Below are 21,147 nucleotides of genomic sequence, written 5' to 3'. Positions count from 1 at the left end.
CGGGGGGCGCGGGCCCGGCCGCGCGCGGTGGGGGGGGGGGCGCCGGGGGGTGCGCCCCGCCGCCCCCCCCCCCTGTTGGCGGGGGGGCGCCCCCCCCCCCGCCCCCCCCCCCCCACGGCTTTGGCGCGCCCCCCCGCTGGTGATGTGGCGTCAGATCGGTTGTCCCACCGGGCACTTCCGAGCAGCGGCCATTGCAGGGTGGTGCGTCTCACGCATGCCAGGCCGAGCAGGAACGGGACGGGGCGCAGGCCCGCGTGGGCGGCGAAAAGCGCCGGCCGCAAGGGCCGTGGCGGCCACGGCCGCATAGCCCGCGAAAACACCCGGGCGCGGGCGGCCATTCCCGCCACCCGCACCCGGCCCGCCCGAGTCAGGCGGCCGTCTCCCAGGCGCCGTAGCCGCCGAGCAGGTCGTAGACCTCGGCTCGGCCGCGCTGCCGCAGCAGACTGGCGGCGATGGAGGAGCGGTGGCCGCCCGCGCAGTGGACGATCAGGCGGCCCTCGGCGGGCACCTCGTCCAGGCGCCCGGCGAGCTCCGCCAAGGGGATGTGCAGGGCACCCTCGATGCGCCGACCGTCCGCGCGTTCGCGGCAGTTGCGCACGTCCAGGACCAGCGGCGGCTGGGTGGAGGCGAGTTCGGCGCGCAGGGTGTCGACGGTCACCCGGCCGGCCTGCCGCATCCGGTCGGGGTGCGCGAGGAAGACCTCCTCGGGGTCGGCCGCGTAGCCGACGGCCCGGTCGAAGCCGATCCGGGCGAGCCGGGTGACGGTCTCCTGCTCCCTGCCCCGCGGCGCGATGACCAGGATCTCGTCCGCGGGCGTGAGCACGCTGCCGGCCTGCTCGGCGAACCGGCCCTCGATCGGCACGTTGACCGAGCCGGCCAGGTGCCCGGCGGCGAAGGCCAGCTGGTCGCGGGCGTCGAGCACCAGGGCGCCGCCGGCCCGTAGGGCGCCGAACTCCTCGACGCCGAGGGCCGGTGCGGCCTGGCCGGCGTCGTACAGGTCGCGGTTGCGGCGGTTGAGGTCGGCGTCGTAGGAGAAGTAGCCGGGGGCCACGGACTGGCCGGCGGTGACGAGGGCGACGAAGGTCTCCTCGTCCATCGGCCGGCAGGCGTAGTTGGTCCGGCGCTGCTCGCCGATGGTCGAGGAGCGCTCGGCGGAGAGGTTCTTGCCGCAGGCGGAGCCGGCGCCGTGGGCCGGGAAGACCCGGGTCGCGTCCGGCAGTGCGAGCAGCTTGCGGTGGACGCTGTCGTAGAGCATCGAGCCGAGTTCCCGCGCGGTCACGCCGGTGGAGGCGAGCAGGTCGGGGCGGCCGACGTCGCCGACGAACAGCGCGTCGCCGGTGAGCACGCCGTACGGGATCGCGTCGTCGGGGTGCTCGAAGACCAGGATGCTGATCGACTCCGGGGTGTGGCCCGGGGTCTCCATGATCTGCAGGGTGACCTCGCCCAGGCTGATCCGCTCGCCGTCGGCGAGCCCCCGGATCGAGTACTCGGTCTCGGCGCGGTGGCCGTAGCCGATCCAGGCGCCGGTGCGCTCGGCGAGTTCCAGGTGGCCGGCCAGGAAGTCGGCGTGGAAGTGGGTGTTGATGACGGCCTCGACGGTGAAGCCGTGCTCCTCGGCGTCCGCGACGTAGTCGTCCACGTCCCGGCGCGGGTCGACGACGACGGCGCGGCCGGTGGTCGGGTCGCCGATGACGTAGGCGGCCTGCGACAGGCAGTCCAGGTAGTGCTGGGCGAAGTGCACGGAAGCCTCCTGTGCTGGATGGGTGGTGGGGCCGGCAGTCCCGATGCCCCCGGGGGTATGGGTCCGGGTCGGCGGATACCTGGAGGGGTATTACGCTAGACAGCATCGTATACCTCTGGGGGTATCCGCAAACGATGCCGATCAGCACCGGAAGGCCCAGGTCATGCACCACATCCACGCCACCGCCCAGCGGGTCGGACGCCGCACGTCCCGATGTCCGCAGGCGCGCACAACCAGGGCGGGCGCCCGATGACCGTGCTCATCCCGGCCCTGCTCGCGGGCGCCGTCGTCGGCCTGGCCCTCGGCGGTCTGGGCGGCGGCGGCAGCATGCTGACCGTCCCGGCCCTGATCTACCTGCTCGGCTTCAGCCCGGCCGCGGCCACCACCGCCAGCCTGCTGATCGTCTCCGCCACCTCGATCACCGGCCTGCTCGCCCACGCCCGCGCGGGGCGGGTGCGCTGGCGCAGCGGCCTGCTGTTCGCCGCCGCCGGCCTCCCGGTCGCGGCCCTGCTCGGCCTGCTCTCCGCACACCTGCCCGGCACCCTGCTCACCGCCGCCTTCGCCCTGCTGGCCGGCTTCGCCGCCTGGCGCATGCTCCGGCCCGCCCGGTGCACCACGGACGGGACACCGGCCACGACCGCGAGCCCGTGGCGCGCGACCGCCGTCGGCGCGGCCCTCGGCGGCGCCACCGGCCTGCTGGGCGTCGGCGGCGGCTTCCTCGGCGTGCCCGCCCTGGTCTCCGTCCTCGCCTTCCCCATGGCCGAGGCCATCGGCACCAGCCTGTTGGTGATCACCGCCAACTCCGCCGCGGCCCTCGTCCCGCGCCTCGGCGCCGCCCACGGCCTCGACTGGGCCGTCATCGCCCCCTTCACCGCCGCGGCGATCCTCGGTGCCTGGGACGGCAAGCGCCTGGCCGACAAGTTCTCCGGCGGCACCCTCCAGCGCGCCTTCGCCGTCGTCCTGCTCGCCGTCGCCGCCCTGATGCTCGTCTCAGCCCTCGTGCACTGAGGCGCACCCCGGATCCGACACGATCCCGATCACCGCTCCGAGAGGAACACCCCACCCATGACCACCTGGTGGACGCCGAGTGCGGACCGCCGGTGGAGCGCGCGGTGCCGCCGTTGCGACCCTCGCCGGCGAGTTCGACCGCGGCCGTGCGGTTGACGGCCGTGGTGGGTCTGCCGTTCGTGCGGATCGGGGGATGTACGCGGGGGCGCGTTACGGGCGGGGCAGCTGGTTGCGGGCCTCGACCGCCTTGATCGTCTTCTTCAACGCCTTCGCCAGTACGCCTTTGCCGACACTGCCCAGCAGCAGCCCTGTGACGCGGCCCTTGAGGTTCTTGCCTTCGCGGACCACCACGACGTCCAGCTGCGTCGACCCGTCCGGCAACGGAGTGAAGGTGTAGGTGTGTCCCGAGGCGCCGCCCCAGATATTGGAGTCGACCGTGGTCATCACCACGCGGTTCGGGTCGGACCAGTCGTACCGCAGCCGTTCCCATATGCCGCCCGAGCCCTCGGTGACGTCGGCGTGGTCGACACCCTCCGCGTGGACCTGCAAGTACTCGTCGGCGCTGTTGGGGAACAGTTCCCGACGACCCGGCCCGAAGTCGGTGAGGCTCGCCACGAACTGCTCCGGGGTGACCGGCGTCCGCTCGGTGAAATGGATGGTTGCCATGGGGTTCTCCCTGCGCTCCTTGCCTCGGGTGTCCTGAACGGCTGTCCTCAGACTCCCTTGCGGCGGCGGCCCGTCGAGCCGGTGCCGGACACTGGTCGCCCCCGGCCCGGGTACTGGCCAGGGTTCGGCACCGGCTCGACGGGCCCGCGGTCCCGGGATCGTGATCGGTGGATGCCGACCGGCAGCCATGGCGGCGCAGGAGCTGACGACGGTCCATGGCCCACGCGGCCGGACTCGGCGGCTGAGAGCGGCATCAGGAAGGAGTAGGGCGGCATGAAGTCCGTCACCACGACGATGGTGGGCCGCGCGGACGAGCAGGCGGAGCTCGTGGCGTTCGTGAAGTCGGCCGCGGGCCAGGCGCTCGTCCTGCGGGGGGAGGCGGGGGTCGGCAAGAGTTCGCTGGTGAGCCACGCCGCCGTGCTGGCGGAGCAGGAGGGCCACCTCGTCATCCGGGCCGCCGGCGTCGAGGCGGAGTCCGGGCTGCCCTATGCCGGGCTGCACCAAGTCCTCCATCCGCTGCTCGCCGACGTCGCGCGGTTGGACGACGGGATCCGGCCGGTGTTCGACGCCGTGTTCGGCGGAGTGCAGGGCGATCCGCCCTCGGTCATGACGCTCGGCATCGCCGTTCTCGGCCTGCTGTCGCGCTGCGCCGCACAGCGGCCGCTGCTACTGGTCCTCGACGACGGGCAGTGGCTGGACGACTCCAGCGCCGACGTCTGCGGCTTCGTGGGCCGACGCCTGGCCGGCACTCCGGTGAAGCTGCTGGTCGCGGTCCGCACCGACCTCACGTCGCGCTTCGACACCGCCGCACTGCCCGAACTGCCGGTCTCCGCCCTCGCCGACGAGGACGCGGCACGCCTGCTGGACCACCGGTACCCGGAGCTGAGCCGACGGATCCGCCGCCTCGTCCTGGAGCAGGCCCAGGGCAACCCGCTGGCCTTGCTGGAGCTGCCCGCCCACTTCGCCGGCCGGTCGAGCGACCTCTCGGCCGAAGAACTGATCGGTCAGCACGGCATGCCGTTGTCCCGGCGGCTGCAACGGCTGTTCGGCGCCCGCATCGCGGCCCTCGACGAGCGGGTGCGGGGCGAGCTGCTGACGGGCGCGCTCGACGGCGCCGGGACCCCGAGCAGCGCCGACGCCGCCCCCGGCACGCGCTATCGCATGCGCGACGCCGACTCGGCAGTGGCCGCCGGGCTGCTGGACATCGAGGCGGCCACCGGCGATTTCGTCTTCCGCCACCCGCTGGTGCGTTCCGCCGTCGTGCAGATGGCCACTCCCAACCAGCGCCGCGCCGCGCACCTGGCGCTGGCGCAGGTTCACCGGGAGCACCTCGAACGCCGGGCGACACACCTGGCGGTGGCAACGGTCGATCCCGACGAGGACGTCGCCGACATCCTGGAGGCGGCGGCCGAGTCGGCGACCCGGCGCGGCGGGGCGCTGGCGGCCGTGACCTGGCTGACCCGGGCCGCCGAGCTCAGCGAGAACCACGCCGACCGGTCCCGGCGGCTGGCCGACGCGGCCTTCGTCGCCGGTCACGCCGCCCGCCTCGGCCAGGCGCACCGGCTGGTCCAGGCAGGCCTCGCACCCGGTTCGACGGGGTCGCCGGCCTCGGTGCTGGCGGCCGCCTACCAGGCGCTCTACCAGGACGGGGACGTCCGCTCCACCCACCGACAGGTCTCGGCCGCGATCGAGAAGCTGCGGGACGGCGGGACGGCCGCCGTGTCGGCGGTCGGCGGAGCCCAGCCGGGTGAGGAGGTCCTCACCCGGCTGGTGATCCTTCTCCTGGCGATCAGTCAGTACAGCGGGGACCGCGCGACCTGGGAGAGCACGCGCGGACTTCTCGCCTCCCTGGGGGGCCTGGTCACCGAACGCTCGCGTCTCTACCGCGACACCTGGAGCGATGTGACCAGGCACGGAGCCGACTGGGCCGGGCCGGTGCGGCAAGCCGCCGCGAACCTGCCGGAGCTGGAACCCTGGGACGTCACCCGGTTGGGCGCGGCCGCGTACCACCTCGACATCCTGAGCCAGTACCGCCCCCACCTCCAGCGCGTCGTGGACCGCGAGTTGGAGACCGGAGCCGTGGCCACCGGCATGGTCATGCTGCACCAGATCATGCTCGACCAGATGGCGGTCGGCGAATGGGCCGAGGCCGAGGACACCGGACAGCGCGGCCTGGATCTGGCGGCCGAGCACGGCCACCAGCTGTTCGCCGCCCAGAGCCGCGCGTACCTGGCCCAGCTCGCGGCGCTGCGCGGACAGGTCGGGCGGGCGCGGGACCTCCAGGCCGAGGTGGACGCCTGGGCCCGCCCGCGCGGACTGGGGTTCCTGACCCAGGTCGCCGACTCCGCCGGCGCGACCGCCGCGCTGAGCTCCGGCGACTACGAGGCCGCGTACCTCTACGCCATCGGCATCACGCAGCCGGGCACGTTCCGGCCCTATGCGTACCAGGCCTCGCGCACCCTGCTCGATCTCGTCGAGGCCGCCCAGCACACCGGACGCGTCGAGCAGGCCCGGGCACACGCCCTCGCCGCCCGCGACGCCGGTCTGCCGCTCGTGTCACCCCGCCTGGGGCTGATCACCTACGGGGCGCTGGCGATGACCGCCGAGAACGAGCGGGAGGCCGCCGAGATGTTCGCGCGGGCCGAATCGCACCCGGACGCCGCCCGCTTCCCGTTCGAGCTGGCCCGGATCCGGCTGGCGCACGGCATCCGGGTGCGCCACGTCCAGGGCCCGGTGACGGCGCGGCAGTACCTGGTCCCGGCGGCCGAGGCGTTCGAGCGGCTGGGCGCGGCCGGCTGGACCGAGCGGGCCCGGGCCGAACTGCGCGCCACCGGGGCCCCGCCCCGCACCTCGACGCTGAACCTGGCCTCGCTGACCTGGCAGGAACGCCGCATCGCCGACCTGGCCGCCGGCGGCCTGACGAACAAGGAGATCGGCGAGCGGATGCGCCTGTCGCCGCGTACCGTCAGCTCGCACCTGTACCGCGTCTTCCCCAAGCTGGGCATCACGACCCGGGCGGCGCTGCGCGACGCGCTGAGCCGGACCGAGGAGCCTGCACGGGCCTGATGCCACGCAGGTCTGATCTCCGCGCTCAGTCCTGGGCGGCCACGGCCTCGACGCCGTTGGCGGCCAGCCAGGCGAGGACGTGGTCGGCGACCAGGCGCCAGCCGCTGTCGAACACCAGGGAGTGCCCCCGATCGGCGAACTGCTTCAGGTCGGTCACGGCGGAGGAGTCGCCATAGCGCTTGTAGACCGAGCGGGTCACGACGTCCGGGACCATCCGGTCCTCCTGGCCGGACACGAGCAGCAGCGGTCCGCGCGCCGAATTGGCCGTGTCCACGACGGTGTCGGCCGGCCCGGCGGCGGTGCGATCGAGTCCGAGGTCCGCGAGCAGCCGGCGCGGGGCCGGGACGGCGTACCGGTCGAAGAGCTTCGCCGCCTCCTCCGCACCGACCGCGTTGGCGACCACGTGTCGGAAGCAGGTCCGGGGCAGCGGCTCGAAGCCCGGGTGCCGGGGCGAGCCGGCCGGCATCAGCGACCACGGCCGGGGCCGGCCGTCGTCCAGCGGCACACCGCCGGCCGGCAGCGGCGCGAGAGCCACGGCGGCGCGGCCGAGGCCGGCGCCGAGGAGGTGCTGGGCGATGAGGCCGCCGGCCGAATGCCCGATGAGGACCGGCGGGTGGTCGAAGGAACGCACGATCTCCTCGTAGTGGGCCGTGAGCGCGGCGAGCCCGAGGTCGCTCGGTGGGCCGGGATCGCGGCGGGCCCGGTCGGCGGTGGGGGCTTCGCCGGGCCAGCCCGGGACGCACACCGCGTAACCGTACGAGGTGAACCGTTCGGCCCAGCCCTCCCAGGAGGACAGGTGGAACCACGCACCGTGGATGAGGACGACGGGGGTTTGCTTCACGGCCAGACCTTCCGGCTGCGGACGACGATCCGCCGGCGTTGCGGCGCTCCTTCGAGGATCACCGAGCGGTGGCCCGGCCGAAAGAGTCGGATGACTGAATGTGACGGCCCGGCAGGTCCTTGGTGCGTCTTCGAGTGTCTCGACGTCATGTGACTGATGCGTCCGGCCAGTGGCCGACGAAGAGTGGAGATGCCAGATGCCAGTGAGTCTCCGGGAAGGATCAGACATGATCAACAGGCGTACGTTCACCAAGGCGGTCGGTCTCGGCGTGGGCGCCACCGCCGTGTCGGTCGGCGCGGCGTCGAACGGGCCCACCGCCTTCGCGGCCGATGCCGACCGGCCCGGCCGCCCGGCCCCGGTCATCCCGACCATCGCCCCGGGCACGCACACCTCGTTCCCGGAGCTGAAGCGAGTCCGGGCCGGTGTGCTCGACATCGGCTACGCCGAGCTCGGGCCGAAGCACGGGCCCGTGGTCATCTGCCTGCACGGCTGGCCCTACGACATCCACAGCTTCGTCGACGTCGCGCCACTGCTGGCGGACGCCGGCTACCGGGTGATCGTGCCGTACCTGCGGGGCCACGGCACCACCACCTTTCTCTCCCCGACGACTGTCCGCACCGGTCAGCAGTCCGCGACCGCCCTCGACATCATCGCCCTGATGGACGCCCTGAAGATCCACAAGGCGGTGCTGGCCGGCTTCGACTGGGGCTCGCGGACCGCCGACGTCATCGCGGCCCTGTGGCCGGAGCGGGTCAAGGCCCTGGTGGCGGTGAGCGGTTACCTCGTCATCAACATCCCCTCGCAGCAGAACCCGCTGCCGCCGAAGGCCGAACACACCTGGTGGTACCAGTACTACTTCGCCACCGACCGCGGCCGGGTCGCCATGGAGACCAGGCAGAACCGGCACGACCTGTGCCGGCTGGTGTGGGACGAGGTCTCCCCGACCTGGGAGTTCGACGACGCCACCTTCGAGCGCACGGCCGCGGCGTTCGAGAACCCCGACTACGCCGCCATCGTGATCCACAACTACCGCTGGCGCCTGGGCCTGGCCGACGGCGATCGCCGCTACGACCGCTACGAGCAGCTGCTCGAAGCCCGGCCGGTCATCACCGTGCCGACCATCGCCCTGGACCCCGCCCTCGACCCGTTCCTGGCCACCACCGACGGCACCGGGTACCGGCGGTTCTTCACCGGCCCGTACGAGCACCGCGTGCTCACCGGCATCGGCCACAACGCGCCGCAGGAGGCGCCGACGGCGTTCGCCCAGGCCGTGGTGGACGCCGACCATCTGTGATCCACGAGAGCGCCGACCACGGCGGGCGCCCTCTTGAGTAGTTCGGGTCCGCCCCCGACCCGGGGGCAGACCCGAACTCGCCGCGCGCCGTGGTCAGTGGCGCGAGGCCTTGACGCAGCGGAAGCTGCTCGCGGCGCCCGGGTCGCCGTGGCCGGTGTAGCGGGAGACCATCGGGTAGCGGCAGACGTCGCGCGCGACGGTCCCACCGGTGGCGGTGGGCAGGGTGGCGTGCAGCACGTTCGGGGCCTGGCCGTGCTCGACCCAGGCGGTCAGGGCGGCCAGGTCGTCGACGTTGCCACCGTTCAGGCCGCAGTGCGCGACGCCGGGGGCCAGGAAGACGCGGTAGAAGTCGTCGACCTTCTCGGTACCGCCCATCCGGGCGTCGACGCGCTTGCGGTAGTCGACGGTGCCCGCGGTGGGGATCAGTTGGTCGGCGTCGCCGTGCCAGGTGAGCAGCTTGCCGCCGGCGTCGCGGAACGCGGAGAGGTCCGCGTCCCGGGTGCCGATGACGCTGTCGTACTCGGCGCGGGCCTTCCGGAAGATCTCGTCGAACTGCGCGTAGCCAAGGTTCGCGGTGTTGAACGAGGGCTGCTTCTCCACGAACGTGGCGACCCACTGGGCCGGCACGATGAACGGCCGGCCGGTGGTGACGCCGTTCTCATCGGTCCTGCTGGCGGCCAGGTAGGAGAAGTCGGCGCCGATCGGCAGGCCGTACCAGAGCCGCTTGCCGAACGCGTCGCGCGGGCCGTCCCAGATCCTGCGGACCACGTCGGCGTCGGCGGCGGTGATCGTGTACTCCTTGCCGTCGCACACGACCGTGGTGCCGATCAGGCGGCGCGGGTCGAAGTCGCAGCGGTTGGGGTCGCTGATCAGGCCGTCGACCACACCGTCGAGCTTGTCGCAGGCCTTCAGCGCGGCCTGGTTGAAGGCGTTGAACTCGCAGGTGGTGGGGTAGGTGTGAGCCTCGTTCATCACCACCTGCGGCCACAGGGTGGCCACCTCGAACTGGTTCCAGTTGACGGCGGGGGCGTCGGCGTTGATGCCGTTGAAGTCGGTGGGGTACTGCTGGGCCTCCAGGTAGCCCTGGCGGCCGCCGGTGGAGCAGCCGTTGAAGTAGGAGTAGGACGCGGCACGGCCGTAGACGCCGTCGACGACCTGCTTGCCGACGACCGCCATCTCGTGGACCGAGCGCGCGGCGAAGTTCTCCAGCAGTGCGGTGTTGATCCGGCCCCGGGAGTCCAGTGCCCAGCTGCTGTCCAGGCCGCTGGTGTCCACGCCGGCGTCGGTGGTGGCGGCCGCGTAGCCCTGCTTGACCGCCGCGGCCACCGCGCCGATGTTCCCGGCGGCGTAGGCGGCGCCGCCGGCCGCCTGGAAGCGGCCGTTCCAGCCGGCCTGCGGCAGCCAGACCTGCACCTTGGCGTGGTCGTTCGCGCCCGGGTGGGTCAGCGTGACCGTCACCTCGCAGTGCGCCGGGACGTCGGGCACCGGGTAACCGCCCAACGGGGGCGCGCCGGGCACCTGGAACGTGCCCGCCGGGGCGGCCGTCGCGGTCACCGACTCCACCGCGGTGCCGGCCGGCGCCGGCAGCTCGAACGGGGTGCAGGTGAACGAAGCGGGGCCGGCGGCGGCCGGGGTCGCGATGTGCACCGGATCGGCCGACGCGCTCACCGGTGCGCAGATGGCACCGGCCGCCGCCAGCGACACACCGGCCGCCGCGAGCGTCAGAAGCCGTCGTTTCATGATCTCTCCTCGGATTCGGGGATGGCGACATCACTGTCGTCGGCACACCGCCCGGGCACATCAGTCAGCTGACGCTGAGTCGAGAACGCGGTGCGCGGCGCCCGGACAGGCAGCAGGTTGACGTCACATGACCGATGCGGCCGAGACGATCCACCGACGACAGTGAAGGCCACCCCTTCCGATCTCTCCCCTCCCAGGAGCGTGGCCCATGTCAGGCATCGAGCACGGCCGCAAGCGGCGGTTCATCACGGGGACGGCCGCTGCCGTCGGCGCCCTCGCGGCGATCGGCGCCTCCACCTTCACCGGTACCGCCGACGCGGCGACCGACTCCGCGGCGACCGACCGCGGCCCCAAGCCGACCGTCGTCCTGGAGCACGGTGCGTTCGCCGACGCCTCCAGCTGGGACGGCGTCATCGCCAGGCTGCGCCGCGACGGCTACCCGGTCGTGGCCGCCGCCAACCCGCTGCGCGGCCCGGCCTCCGACGCCGCCGCGCTGCGCAGCCTCGTCGACCACATCAAGGGCCCCGTCATCCTCGTCGGCCACTCCTACGGCGGCTCGGTCATCAGCGCGGCCGCCGTCGGCGAGCCGCGGGTCAAGGCCCTGGTCTACGTCGCCGCGTTCCTGCCCGCGCCGGGCGAGACCGCCCTGCAACTGACCAACCAGTACCCCGGATCCACCCTGCCCGGCACCCTGGACCCGGTCCCGTTCACCAACGCCGACGGCATCACCGGCACCGACCTCTACATCCAGCAGGACAAGTTCCGGGCCCAGTTCGCCGCCGACGTCCCGGCCGACCGGGCAGCGCTGGCGGCCGCGACACAGCGGCCGATCGCGCAGGCCGCGCTGACCGAGAAGGCCACCGCCGCCGCCTGGCAGACCGTCCCCAGCTGGGACATCGTCACCACCGAGGACCTCAACATCCCGGCCGCTGCGCAGCGGTTCATGGCCGAGCGCGCCCACGCCCACACCACCGAGGTGGCCGCGTCCCACTCCGTCGCGGTGTCCCACCCCGGCCTGGTGGCCGGCGTCGTCGAGCAGGCCGCCCGCGCCACCCGCTGACCACTCCTCACCATCCGGCCGCTGAAGAGCGGCCCCCGAACGCCGGGAGGGCGGAGGGCGGTTCCCCCGTCCTCACCCTCCGTCCTCCCGGCCGTCCTCCCCGAGCTGGCCCGGTGCCTGGCACACGGTCGTATTAGATCTACGACGACGTCCGTGCATCGGCCGCTGGGAGGATCTGGTGTTGCTCGGGCGGAGCGCGGAATGCGCGAGACCGGACGCTCTGCTGAAGGCGATGCGGGACGGTCGTAGCGACGTTCTCGTGGTGCTGGGCGAGGCCGGTGTCGGGAAGACCGCCCTGCTCGACCACGCCCTGCGCACCGGTGCGGACGCGCGGATCCAGCGAGTAGCCGGGGTCGAGTCCGAGGTGGAACTGCCCTACGCCGCCTTGCACCAGCTGTGCCTCCCGTTGCTGAACGGGGTCGACCGTCTCCCCGCGCCCCAGGCCGAGGCGCTGGCAACCGTTTTCGGCCTGCGGAACGGGGATCCGCCGGGCCCGTTCCTCATGTTCGTGGAGATCGGCGCCGATGCATTCGCCGAACGCACCCGCCGTGAACTCGCCGAGTGCGGGGTCTCGGTGTCGCCGCCTGCCAGGCAACGGACGGTCGAGCTGACGGAGCAGGAGAGCCGGATCGCCAGGCGCGCACGGGACGGCCGTTCGAACACAGAGATCGGAGCCGAGCTCTTCCTCAGTGCCCGTACGGTCGAGTGGCACCTGCGCAAGGTGTTCATCAAACTCGGCATCAGCTCACGGCGGGAGTTGCGTACCGTGCTGCCGTAGCCGTCCCACGGGCCCGCCGGACATCGGCGATCACCGCATGCCGATCACCACACAGCGATCAGCGCACGGCGGTCACCGCACGGACAAGGCGCCGTCGATCTCTCGACGGGAGGAGATCCCCAGCTTGGCGAAGACCTTGCGCAGGTGCCACTCAACCGTACGAGGGCTGAGGAACAGGTGCGCGCCGATCTCCGCGTTCGGGTGCCCGGCGGCCGCGAGGCGGGCGATCTGCGCCTCCTGCGGGGTCAGGACCGGCGCGCCGGCGGTCCGCTTACGAACCGTCTCACCGGTGGCGAGCAGCTCACGCCGGGCCCGCTCGGCGAACCCCTCCATGCCCATTCGCGCGGCCGCCTCGTACGCCGCCCGCAGCTCGGTACGGGCCTGCGCGCGCCGGTTCCGGCGGCGCAGCCACTCCCCGTACAGCAGTCGGGCCCGAGTCTCGAACACGCCGAGCCCGCCGCGGCCGAAGTGGTCGACGGCCTCGCGGTAGCGGTCTTCGGCCTGCTCGGGTGCTCCGGTCAGGGCGTCGGCGACCGCATGCGCGCCCAGGGCCCAGGGCGTGCCGGCCCGGCTCCAGTCGGCGAGCCGCTCGCACGCCCCGGCCGCCACCGCCGGCTCGCCGGCCCGGGTCGCGGCCTCGACCAGCTCGCTGCACGTCCAGAAGTGCACCACGAGGTCCTTGTGCACTCCGCCGCGCAGCGCCGCTTCCATGGCGAGCGGATAGTTGCCCAGGCCGTTGTGGAGCACGGCCCGCTCGCACGCGGCCACCCGGATGAGCCGGCCCAGGCCACGCTGCTGGCCGTCCCGTTCCATCGCCTCCAGCAGTTCCAGGGCCGGTCGCTCCCGTCCCCGGTACGCGGCGATCATGGCCGCCGAGGCCGTGCGGGTCACCACGCCGGTGGCCTTCTCGATGGCTGCGGCCTCGGCCAGCAGGCCCTCGGCTTCGGAGAGACGCCCCGCATGACCCAACGCGCCCGCCAGGTAGGGCAAGGCCGTCGAGAGGACCGACAGCGTGCCCGTCGTCCGGGCGAAGCGGACCGTCCGATCGGTGATGTCCAGCCAGGCCTGGAGATCGCCCAGCTCCGCGGCGGCGTTCGTGGCCGCCCACAGGACGGACGGCTCCTCCTCGTCGGCGATGGAGCGCAGCGCCTGCGCCAGCAGCGGGAAGGCGGCAACCTGCCCGTCCGTGGTCCATGCGACCAGGGCACGGAGGAATATTCCGGCCGGCTCGTCACCGGGTGTCAGGCCACGCGCGACCTCGGCCGCGCGCCGTATTCCGCCTTCGTCATGCGGCCAGGCCCAGACGGCCGCGTCGAACGCCGCGAGGCAGGTCTCCCGCGCGACGGCCGGATCGAGGTCCCTGAACTGGCTCGCCGCGTCGAGCAGCGGCTGCACCGCGCCCTTCCCCGAGTCGGTCATGGACGACGCCTTGGCCCGCAGCCGACCGGCGTGGGCCCGCTGCAACCGGTCCAGCGGCCCCAGCTCGGCGGCGGCGAGCAGGTCGGGGACCCGAGCCGGCAGACCCGCGGCGACATTGGCCGCTGCGGCCGCCAGTGCGCGCCGCGCCCGCTCCTTCGGGTCGGGGGTGAGCGCTGCGGCTCGTTCCAGGAAGGAGGCAGCGGCCGCCCGACCGCCGCGCGCCAGGGCCCGGTCGGCGGAGCCCTCCAGTGCGGCGGCGACGTGCTCGTCCGGCCCGACCGCGGCGTGGGCCCGGTGCCAGGCCCGCCGGTCGGGGTCGCGCTCGGCGTCGGTGACCTCGGCCAGGGCGGCGTGCGCCGCACGCAGGGCTGCGACATCCGCGCCGCGCCATACCGCCGAACGCACCAGCGGGTGCCGGAACCGCACCGAGGCTCCCAGGGTGATCAGGTCCGCGGCCTCGGCCGGTGCCGCGGCCTCCAGCCCGATGCCCAGCAGGCGCAGCGCATGCCACAACAGCGGCCCGTCGCCGACCGGTTCGACCGCCGCGACCAGCAGCAGGGCGCGGGTGTCGGCCGGCAGCGCGTCGACCCGCCGACGGAAGCCGTCCTCGACCCGGGTCGCCAGCGGGCCGGCGCCGGGCCCGCCGAAGCCGAACGCCAACTCCGCCGGGGACAGGCCCCGGGGCAACTCCAGCAGGGCGAGCGGGTTCCCGCCGGTCTCGGCGACGATCCGGTCCCGTACCCGGGCGTCGACCGGCCCCGGCAGCACGCCGGCGAGCAGCGCCCGGGCGTCGGCGTCGGCCAGCCCGCGCAGGGGAAGGTCCGGCAGACCGGAGAAGCCCGCTTCCGTCCTCCCTCCGGTGATCCGCTCGGCGAACACCAACGCCACCGATTCCGTGTCCAGCCGGCGCCCGACGAACGCCAGGATCCGCTGGGACATCAGGTCCAGCCACTGCGCGTCGTCGACCAGGCACACCAGCGGCGACTGGGCCGCAGCCTCGGCGAAGAGACCGAGGACCGCGATCCCGACCAGCAGCATCTCGGGCGGGTTCCCCGCGCTCAGGCCGAACGCGACCCGCAGCGCGTCCTGCTGCACCGCCGGCAGTCGATCGAGGTGCGACAACAGCGGGGCGCACAGCCTTTGCAGAGCCGAATAGGCGAACTCGGCCTCGGCCTCGACGCCGGCCGCGCGCACGACCTGCCACGGCCCCGCCTGCCCGGCCAGATGGTCGAGCAGCGCCGACTTGCCGACCCCCGCCTCACCCCGCAGCACCAGCACCCGACTGCGCCCGCCGCGCACCTCGCGCAGCAGACGGTCCAGCACCTCCACCTCCCGGGCCCGCCCGAGCAGTTGGTGTTTCGCGTGTTGCGGCATGTCACCTCCGGTACGAGTTCCTCCCGGAGGAGCTGCGCCCATCCTACGAACAGCGAGGCCGGCTGAGCTGCCCGGATTCGATCACCCCTGGCCGCCCCGTCACGGACTGGGCGTCAGATGACTGATGCGCGGTGGATACGTCGCACGTGACAGTGATGGACCGATGGGTCTCACAACGGAGCGAAAGGGTCCTGACATGACTCGCACGTGGTTGATCACCGGCGCTTCCCGGGGCTTCGGGCGGTGCCTGGCCGAAGCGGTTCTGGAGAGCGGGGACCAGGTCCTGGCGACGGCTCGGCGGCCGGAGCAGCTGGCGGACCTGGTCTCCCGCTACGGGGGGCGGGTTCGTACCGCGGCCTTGGATGTGACCGACGTGGATGCTGCCCGTGCCGCGGTGGACAGCGCGGTCGAATCGTTCGGGCGGCTGGACGTGGTGGTGAACAACGCCGGATACGCCAACAGCGGCCCGATCGAGGAGATGACGGAAAAGGACTTCCGCGAGCAGTTCGAGGCGAACTTCTTCGGTGTCGTCAACGTCACCCGGGCCGCGTTGCCGATGCTGCACAAGCAGCGGTCGGGAGTGTTCGTGCAGTTCTCGTCCCTGGGCGGCCGGGTCGGAGGCACCCCGGGAATGGGTGCCTACCAGAGCGCGAAGTTCGCCGTCGAGGGCTTCTCCGAGGTGCTGGCCAGCGAGGTCGCACCGTTCGGGGTGAAGGTCGTCATCGTCGAGCCCGGCGCCTTCCGGACGGACTGGCAGGGCTCGTCCATGGAGCTGCACGCGGTGGGCCCCGACTACGAGGAGACCGTCGGCGCCATGAACCGGTACCGGCAGGAGAACAACGGCACGCAGCCCGGCGACCCGGCCCGCGCCGCCCGGGTGATCATCGACGTCGTCGGCCACGACGACCCACCACGCCGGCTGCTGCTCGGCGCCCAGGCCGTGACCGCGGCCCTGGCCGCCGGTGAGGCGCGCGCGCAGGAGACGCGGAAGTGGGCCGGGGCGAGCGCCGCCGCCGACTTCCCGGCGGGGCGGTGAGACGTTCCCGGTGACTTCCTCGGCGGGTCTCAGGACCGCCAGGCGTCGCTGGGCCTGGCGGTCCTGCTGCCGACGTCCGGCAGTCGTCCGGCAGTTCTATGCCTGGGCGTCGAAGAAGTCGCGGTTCACGGCGATGGCGTCCTGTGACTCCGCCGGTACCTCCTCCTCGGGGTAGATGGCCTCCACCGGGCAGACCGGCTCGCAGGCGCTGCAGTCGATGCACTCGGTCGGGTCGATGTAGAGCTGGAGGTGCCGGCCGAAGGACGCCTCGTCCGGGCCGGGGTGGATCGCGTCGGCGGGGCAGGCGTCGAAGCAGGCGGTGTCCTTGTTCCCGACGCAGGCTTCGGTGATCACGTAGGTCATGGGTTTCTCCCGGCAGAAGAGGCGGAAGGGGCGGGCGGGGCGGCTCAGTCGACCTCGGTGAGGCCCGCGTCGGTGAGGCCGAGCAGGGCGGACAGGTTCTGCGGGGCGAAGAACTCCGCCCAGGGAACGGTGTTCTGGATGACGCCGAAGAAGCGGTTGACGGCGTCCTGGTTGCCCCGCATCGCGGCGAGCACGTCCTGGAAGGCGGGGTTGAACGGCTCCATCGCCGCGTGGTCCACGATGAAGTCGTAGAGCGGTTTCAGGGCCTCGTTGCGCCGGAACTCGTAGCCGCTCAGCGCGGTTTCGAGCGGCATCCGCCCGGAGAACCCGGCGTCCAGGGCCTGGGCCAGCAGGTCGGCGTCCCGGAAGGCGTCGGTGATGCCCTGGGCGGTGATCGGGTCCTTGTGGACGCCGGCGTCGCCGACCAGCGCCCAGCCCGGTCCGTACGGCCGCCGGAAGAAGTTGGGGCGGTTGCCCGCGCCCATGAAGCGGTGGGCGAGGGATCCGGTGGCCAGCCGGGCGCCCAGACCGGGGGCGATGTCGTCGACGGTCTTGAGGTAGCCGGCGTGCACGTCGGACTTGAAGTCGGCGAAGTCGCGTTCGGGCCGTTCGACGAACACGGCGGCCTGGCCGTCGTGGGTGGGGAAGGCGATCACGGTGCTGCCGGGGCGGGTGTAGAACTCCAGGCCCATCAACTCCACGTCGTCCCAGTAGGTGTAGTAGCCGAACGCCTTGGGCGGGACGACGTGGTACTCGGGCGCCGAGACCGTCCGGGCGACGATCGACCGCAGGCCGTCCGCGCCGACCACCACCCGGGCCCGCTCGGTGACGGTGATGCCGCTGGGGCCGCGGCCGCGGATCCCCACCACCCGGCCGTCCTCGACGAGGACCTCCTGGACCGAGAACCCCTCCCGGACCTCGGCACCGGCCGCCGCGGCGGCGTTCACCAGGAGCTGGTCGAGGACGGTGCGCTTGGGGGCGTAGATGGCGGCGAAGCCGTCCTCGTCGGGGTACGGGAAGCCCTCCAGGGTGAAGTGGCCGTACCGGTCGAAGCAGAGGTCGAGCACGATGTTGGTGACGGCGGGGCAGCCGGAGGCCACCACCTGGTCGAGCAGCCCCCAGCGTCGGAGCCGGGCGCTGCCCTCGACCGTGATCATGTGGGTGGAGACGGTGTCGCTCGGGAAGGTGGCCCGGTCCAGCAGCAGTACCCGGTGTCCCTTCCGGGCGAGCAGCATGGCGGTGGGCGCGCCGGACACGCGGGCGCCGATGACGATGGCGTCGTACACGGTGGATCCCCTTCCCTTTCCTGGCGGTTCGCGGTTCTTCCAGCGGTGTGCGGGTCATGCGGTGCGCAGGCGGGTCGCGCGGGTCATGCGGTGCGCGTGCGGGACACGCGGGTCACGCGCTGTGGGCGCGGCTACGGGCGACCGCGAGCCGGTCCTCGATGCGCCCGCGCCAGATCTCGTACGGCGGCTCGACGCTGATCACGGGCAGGTCGCGGGCAGCCTCCTCGACCACCGCGGCCGCCTCCTCGCCGCCGAGGCCGCAGAAGACCCGGCAGGCGAGGTCGGTGTGGGCGGTCGGGTTGCCGGCGGTACGACGGCCCCAGGCCGCGGTCGCCGCGCCGCGGGCCAGCTGGGCCGGGTAGCGGGCGGCGTGCGCGAGGACCGCGCGCAGGCCGGCCTCGTCGGCACCGCCGCCGTACGCCGCGGCCAGCCCCACCCCGCTCCACAGGTCGGCGTGCCGGTCGGCCGGGAAGCCGGCGATGAGGGGGGCGACACGTTCGACCACCGCGCCGTTGGAGAACCAGAGCGCCCGGCCGACGCCCTGGTCGAAGAAGCGGCGCCCGTACCGGCTCAGCCGGGTCGGCACGGCGTGCTGCTCGACGTAGCGCCGGCGCTTGAAGAAGGCCTCGTGGAAGCCCTGGCCGTCGGCGGTCACCCAGCCCAACAGCGGGTCGAGTCCGGCCAGTTGGCTCTCCGGGGTACGCCGCATCCGGGCGTGGGCCAGGCCCACGCCGACGTAGACCGGGTAGATGTGGGCGGCGCCGGGGCCGGCGACGAAGGCGTCCAGCCGCCGCCGGTGCGGGGTGACGATGTCCAGGGCGGCCAGCCCCATGCCCGCGCCCTCGTAGGCGAAGCCCTTCAGGGCCGGCTCCACGGCCTCCAGCCGGGCCGCAAGCACCGGCAGCCTCGGGTCCTCCAGGGCCGCGTGGTAGCCCTCCATGAGGGAGCAGGCCACCGGGGCGAACCGCTCCCAGGCCTCCGGGGCGAACCCGGGCCGGGAGAACACCGCCCGGGCGGACGGGATGCCGAACAGCCGCCTGCGGACGGCTCCGACGGCGGTCATGCCCCGGCCCCCTTCGCCTCCGGGCCGGACGGGCCGGACGAGCCGGACGAGCTGGACGGGCCGGACGAGCCGGACGAGCCGGCCGCCGGGCTGTCGAGCCAGGCCGCCCGGATCCGCCGCCGCCACCGTTCGTACTCCGGTACGCCCGGGCCGTCGGCCGGTCCGACGCCGGGCCCGCCCAGGCCGAGACCGGCCTCGTGGGCGAGGGCGGCGACCGCGGACGCGTCCATCCCCCACACCACGTCGCAGGCCAGGTCGGTGTGCGGGGCGGGCAGCCCGGACTGCTCCCGGAAGACGGAGGCGACCGCGCTGCCCGCGGCGATGTCGGCCCGGTGCCGGCCCGCCTTGCGCAGCAGCGTGACGATCGCGGTGCGGTCCATCACGCCCGCCGCGTAGGCGCAGGCCAGGCCGATGCCGCTCCACAGGTCGCCGTGCCGCTGCGGCGGGAAGGCCTGGACGGTCTCGGTGATCCGTTCGACGTTGGCGCCGGTGGAGAACCACAGGCTGCGCCCCACCCCCTGGTCGAAGGCGCGGGCCGCGTAGCCGTCGATCCCGCGCGGCACCGTGTGCCGCTCGACCACCTCCCGCCAGGAGAAGAAGCCCTCGTAGAACCCGTAGCCGTCTATCACCAGCCAGCGCAGGAACGGGTCCTGGCGGAGCAGGAAGCGGCGCGGGGCGAGCGGGACGCGGGGCAGGACGAGGCCCGCGCCGATGTAGACCAGGCAGCGGTAGGGCGCGCCGGGCCCGTGCAGGAAGGCCGGCAGCCGCTTCCGGTACGGGAACAGGCTGTCGAGCAGCATCAGCCCCATGCCGGCGCCCTCGTAGGCGATGCCGCGCAGCTCGGGGGGCGTGTCGTCCAGCCGCGGGACGAGGTCCCGCTCCTTCGGGTGGTCCAGGGTCAGGTAGAAGCTGTCGACGAGGGTCCGGGCGACCGGCTCGAAGGTGAGCCAGGTCTTGTCCATGTCCTCCTGGGCGCCGAAGCGTTCGGCCGCCATCTTCGGGAAGGACTCCGCGGACAGCGGGAAGACCGGTTTGAGCAGCGTTCCGAGCGGCAGGCTCATCGCCGCGCTCCCTTCACCTTGGCCAGGCCCGGAACGGCTCCGGCAGTGGCGGCGGCTGTTGCGGTGGCGGTGGGCAGCGAACGGAACCGCCCGTAGACGAACTCGAACAGCGGGGTGGCCATCAGCGTGGTCGCGATGGCCATGAAGACCAGGATGGTGAACAGCGTCGGGGTGATCAGCCCGGCCTGGAGCCCGATGTTGAGCAGGATGAGTTCCATCAGGCCGCGCGCGTTCATCAGGCTCCCGAGCGCCAGCGCCTCGCGCTGCGGCTCCTTGTTGAGCCGGGCCGCGAACCAGCAGGCCACCCCCTTGCCCAGCACCGAGACCGCCAGGATGAGCAGCGCGACCCCCCACAGGGTCACGCTGTTGACCAGGCCGATCTGGGTGTTCAGGCCGGAGAACACGAAGAACAGCGGCAGCAGCAGCTGGGTGACCAGCGGCTCGAAGGCTCTGCGGATCCGGTCGGCGAGCAGGCCGCGCGGCATCGCCACGCCGAGGAGGAACGCCCCGAACACCGCGTAGATCCCGACGTAGTCGGTGAACCAGGCCCCCAGCATGAGGAGCATCAGCACGAACGACAGGACCGGCGGACCGACTTCGCCCTCCCGTTCGACCTTGGCCCCCAGCCGGGCCAGCAGCCGTCTACCGACGGTCAGCATGGTGACCGCGTAGGCGATGCCGCCACCGATGGCCAGGAACGCGATCGACGTGTCGTGCTTGAACACGGCGAGGACGACCGCCAGCAGGCACCAGGAGATCGCGTCGTCGGTGGCCCCGGCCGCCAGGGCGAGGGTGCCGAGCGAGGTCCCGGTCAGCCGGCGCTCGAAGATGATCCGGGCGAGCATCGGGAAGGCGGTGATGGCGATCGCCGAGCCCATGAACAGCATGGCCTGCCAGCTCTTGACGCCCGCGGCGAAGTAGGTGCCGCTCTGCTGCACCAGCACGCTCGCGGTCAGTGCACCCAGCACCAGCGGGGCGAGCACCCCGGACACCGAGATCGAGACGGCGCTGGGGATCCGGTGCCGGATCAGCCCGGTGTCGAACTCCAGGCCGATCAGGAACATGTACAGCACCAGTCCGACCTGGGCGACCACGTAGATCATGGTCATGGACGGGCCGGTCGGGAACAGCTTGTGCTGCCAGTCCGGGGCCACCAGCCCCAGCAGGGACGGCCCCAGCAGGACGCCGGCGATCATCTCGCCCACCACCTGCGGCTGCCCCACCCTGCGGGCGAGCATGCCGACCAGGCGGCAGACCGCGAGGATCGCGGTCAGCTGGAGGAAGAAGCGGATGGCGATTTCCGAGTTGGACATTCTCTCCCCATCTCCGGGCTGGTGTACGACGGGAGTTG

General features: G+C 73.1%; 16 protein-coding genes. 6 read left to right on the top strand and 10 right to left on the bottom strand.

Features of this window, described 5'->3' with window-relative positions; genetic code table 11:
* Nucleotides 1-367: 367 nt before the first annotated feature.
* The gene (locus tag ABTY15_RS34045; RefSeq protein WP_350604444.1) at nt 368-1,741 is read right to left on the bottom strand and encodes a rhodanese-like domain-containing protein; all 1,374 of its coding nucleotides are present in this window, start codon (nt 1,739-1,741) and stop codon (nt 368-370) included.
* A 249-nt stretch (nt 1,742-1,990) separates the two neighbouring features.
* Between ABTY15_RS34045 and ABTY15_RS34040 the strand changes: the two genes are divergently transcribed.
* Nucleotides 1,991-2,749, top strand: coding sequence for a sulfite exporter TauE/SafE family protein (locus tag ABTY15_RS34040; protein WP_350604442.1), 759 nt, complete (start codon nt 1,991-1,993; stop codon nt 2,747-2,749).
* Between the two features lie 210 nt (nt 2,750-2,959).
* Here the strand turns inward: ABTY15_RS34040 and ABTY15_RS34035 are convergent, their stop codons facing one another.
* A complete protein-coding gene (locus tag ABTY15_RS34035) occupies nt 2,960-3,415 on the bottom strand; it encodes a hypothetical protein (protein ID WP_350604441.1) in 456 nt (151 codons plus the stop codon).
* A gap of 273 nt (nt 3,416-3,688) precedes the next feature.
* On the opposite strand from ABTY15_RS34035, the gene ABTY15_RS34030 reads away from it, so the two are divergent.
* A complete protein-coding gene (locus ABTY15_RS34030) occupies nt 3,689-6,481 on the top strand; it encodes a helix-turn-helix transcriptional regulator (RefSeq protein ID WP_350604438.1) in 2,793 nt (930 codons plus the stop codon).
* A gap of 25 nt (nt 6,482-6,506) precedes the next feature.
* On the opposite strand, the gene ABTY15_RS34025 is transcribed toward ABTY15_RS34030, so the two are convergent.
* Nucleotides 6,507-7,322, bottom strand: coding sequence for an alpha/beta hydrolase (locus tag ABTY15_RS34025; RefSeq protein WP_350604434.1), 816 nt, complete (start codon nt 7,320-7,322; stop codon nt 6,507-6,509).
* 226 nt (nt 7,323-7,548) lie between these two features.
* Here ABTY15_RS34025 and ABTY15_RS34020 point away from each other — a divergent pair, with 226 nt between their 5' ends.
* Nucleotides 7,549-8,616 carry an alpha/beta fold hydrolase gene (locus ABTY15_RS34020; RefSeq protein WP_350604430.1) on the top strand — a complete coding sequence of 356 codons (1,068 nt, stop codon included), beginning with the start codon at nt 7,549-7,551 and terminating at the stop codon, nt 8,614-8,616.
* Between the two features lie 93 nt (nt 8,617-8,709).
* Here ABTY15_RS34020 and ABTY15_RS34015 read toward each other — a convergent pair whose 3' ends face one another.
* The gene (locus ABTY15_RS34015; RefSeq protein WP_350604427.1) at nt 8,710-10,356 is read right to left on the bottom strand and encodes a tannase/feruloyl esterase family alpha/beta hydrolase; all 1,647 of its coding nucleotides are present in this window, start codon (nt 10,354-10,356) and stop codon (nt 8,710-8,712) included.
* A 208-nt stretch (nt 10,357-10,564) separates the two neighbouring features.
* Here ABTY15_RS34015 and ABTY15_RS34010 point away from each other — a divergent pair, with 208 nt between their 5' ends.
* A complete protein-coding gene (locus ABTY15_RS34010) occupies nt 10,565-11,416 on the top strand; it encodes an alpha/beta fold hydrolase (RefSeq protein ID WP_350604420.1) in 852 nt (283 codons plus the stop codon).
* 178 nt (nt 11,417-11,594) lie between these two features.
* Nucleotides 11,595-12,194 (top strand): helix-turn-helix transcriptional regulator, encoded by a 600-nt coding sequence (locus tag ABTY15_RS34005; protein WP_350604415.1) that lies wholly within the window; start codon nt 11,595-11,597, stop codon nt 12,192-12,194.
* A gap of 72 nt (nt 12,195-12,266) precedes the next feature.
* Here ABTY15_RS34005 and ABTY15_RS34000 read toward each other — a convergent pair whose 3' ends face one another.
* Nucleotides 12,267-14,987, bottom strand: a complete 2,721-nt coding sequence (locus ABTY15_RS34000; protein ID WP_350604413.1) for an AAA family ATPase — start codon at nt 14,985-14,987, stop codon at nt 12,267-12,269.
* Between the two features lie 196 nt (nt 14,988-15,183).
* Between ABTY15_RS34000 and ABTY15_RS33995 the strand changes: the two genes are divergently transcribed.
* Nucleotides 15,184-16,023 carry an oxidoreductase gene (locus ABTY15_RS33995; protein ID WP_350604409.1) on the top strand — a complete coding sequence of 280 codons (840 nt, stop codon included), beginning with the start codon at nt 15,184-15,186 and terminating at the stop codon, nt 16,021-16,023.
* A 96-nt stretch (nt 16,024-16,119) separates the two neighbouring features.
* On the opposite strand, the gene ABTY15_RS33990 is transcribed toward ABTY15_RS33995, so the two are convergent.
* The 5 genes from ABTY15_RS33990 to ABTY15_RS33970 form a co-directional block, all read right to left on the bottom strand.
* On the bottom strand, nt 16,120-16,386 hold the full coding sequence (locus tag ABTY15_RS33990) for a 4Fe-4S dicluster domain-containing protein (protein ID WP_502893654.1): 267 nt from the start codon (nt 16,384-16,386) through the stop codon (nt 16,120-16,122).
* Between the two features lie 44 nt (nt 16,387-16,430).
* Nucleotides 16,431-17,672: an NAD(P)/FAD-dependent oxidoreductase gene (locus ABTY15_RS33985; protein WP_350604407.1), complete on the bottom strand. Its 1,242-nt coding sequence runs from the start codon at nt 17,670-17,672 to the stop codon at nt 16,431-16,433.
* Nucleotides 17,673-17,784: 112 nt separating this feature from the next.
* Entirely contained in the window at nt 17,785-18,735 is a 951-nt protein-coding gene (locus ABTY15_RS33980; protein ID WP_350604402.1) for a DUF1702 family protein, read from the bottom strand.
* Nucleotides 18,732-19,796, bottom strand: coding sequence for a DUF1702 family protein (locus tag ABTY15_RS33975; RefSeq protein WP_350604399.1), 1,065 nt, complete (start codon nt 19,794-19,796; stop codon nt 18,732-18,734). Before ABTY15_RS33975 ends, ABTY15_RS33980 begins: the two co-directional genes overlap by 4 nt.
* Nucleotides 19,793-21,109, bottom strand: coding sequence for a cation:proton antiporter (locus ABTY15_RS33970; RefSeq protein WP_350604395.1), 1,317 nt, complete (start codon nt 21,107-21,109; stop codon nt 19,793-19,795). Before ABTY15_RS33970 ends, ABTY15_RS33975 begins: the two co-directional genes overlap by 4 nt.
* Nucleotides 21,110-21,147: the final 38 nt, after the last annotated feature.

Source organism: Kitasatospora sp. NPDC097643 (genome assembly GCF_040302625.1).
Lineage (GTDB): Bacteria > Actinomycetota > Actinomycetes > Streptomycetales > Streptomycetaceae > Kitasatospora.
The sequence above is the reverse complement of the archived record's forward strand: the minus strand, read 5'-3'. Positions and strand labels throughout refer to the sequence as shown.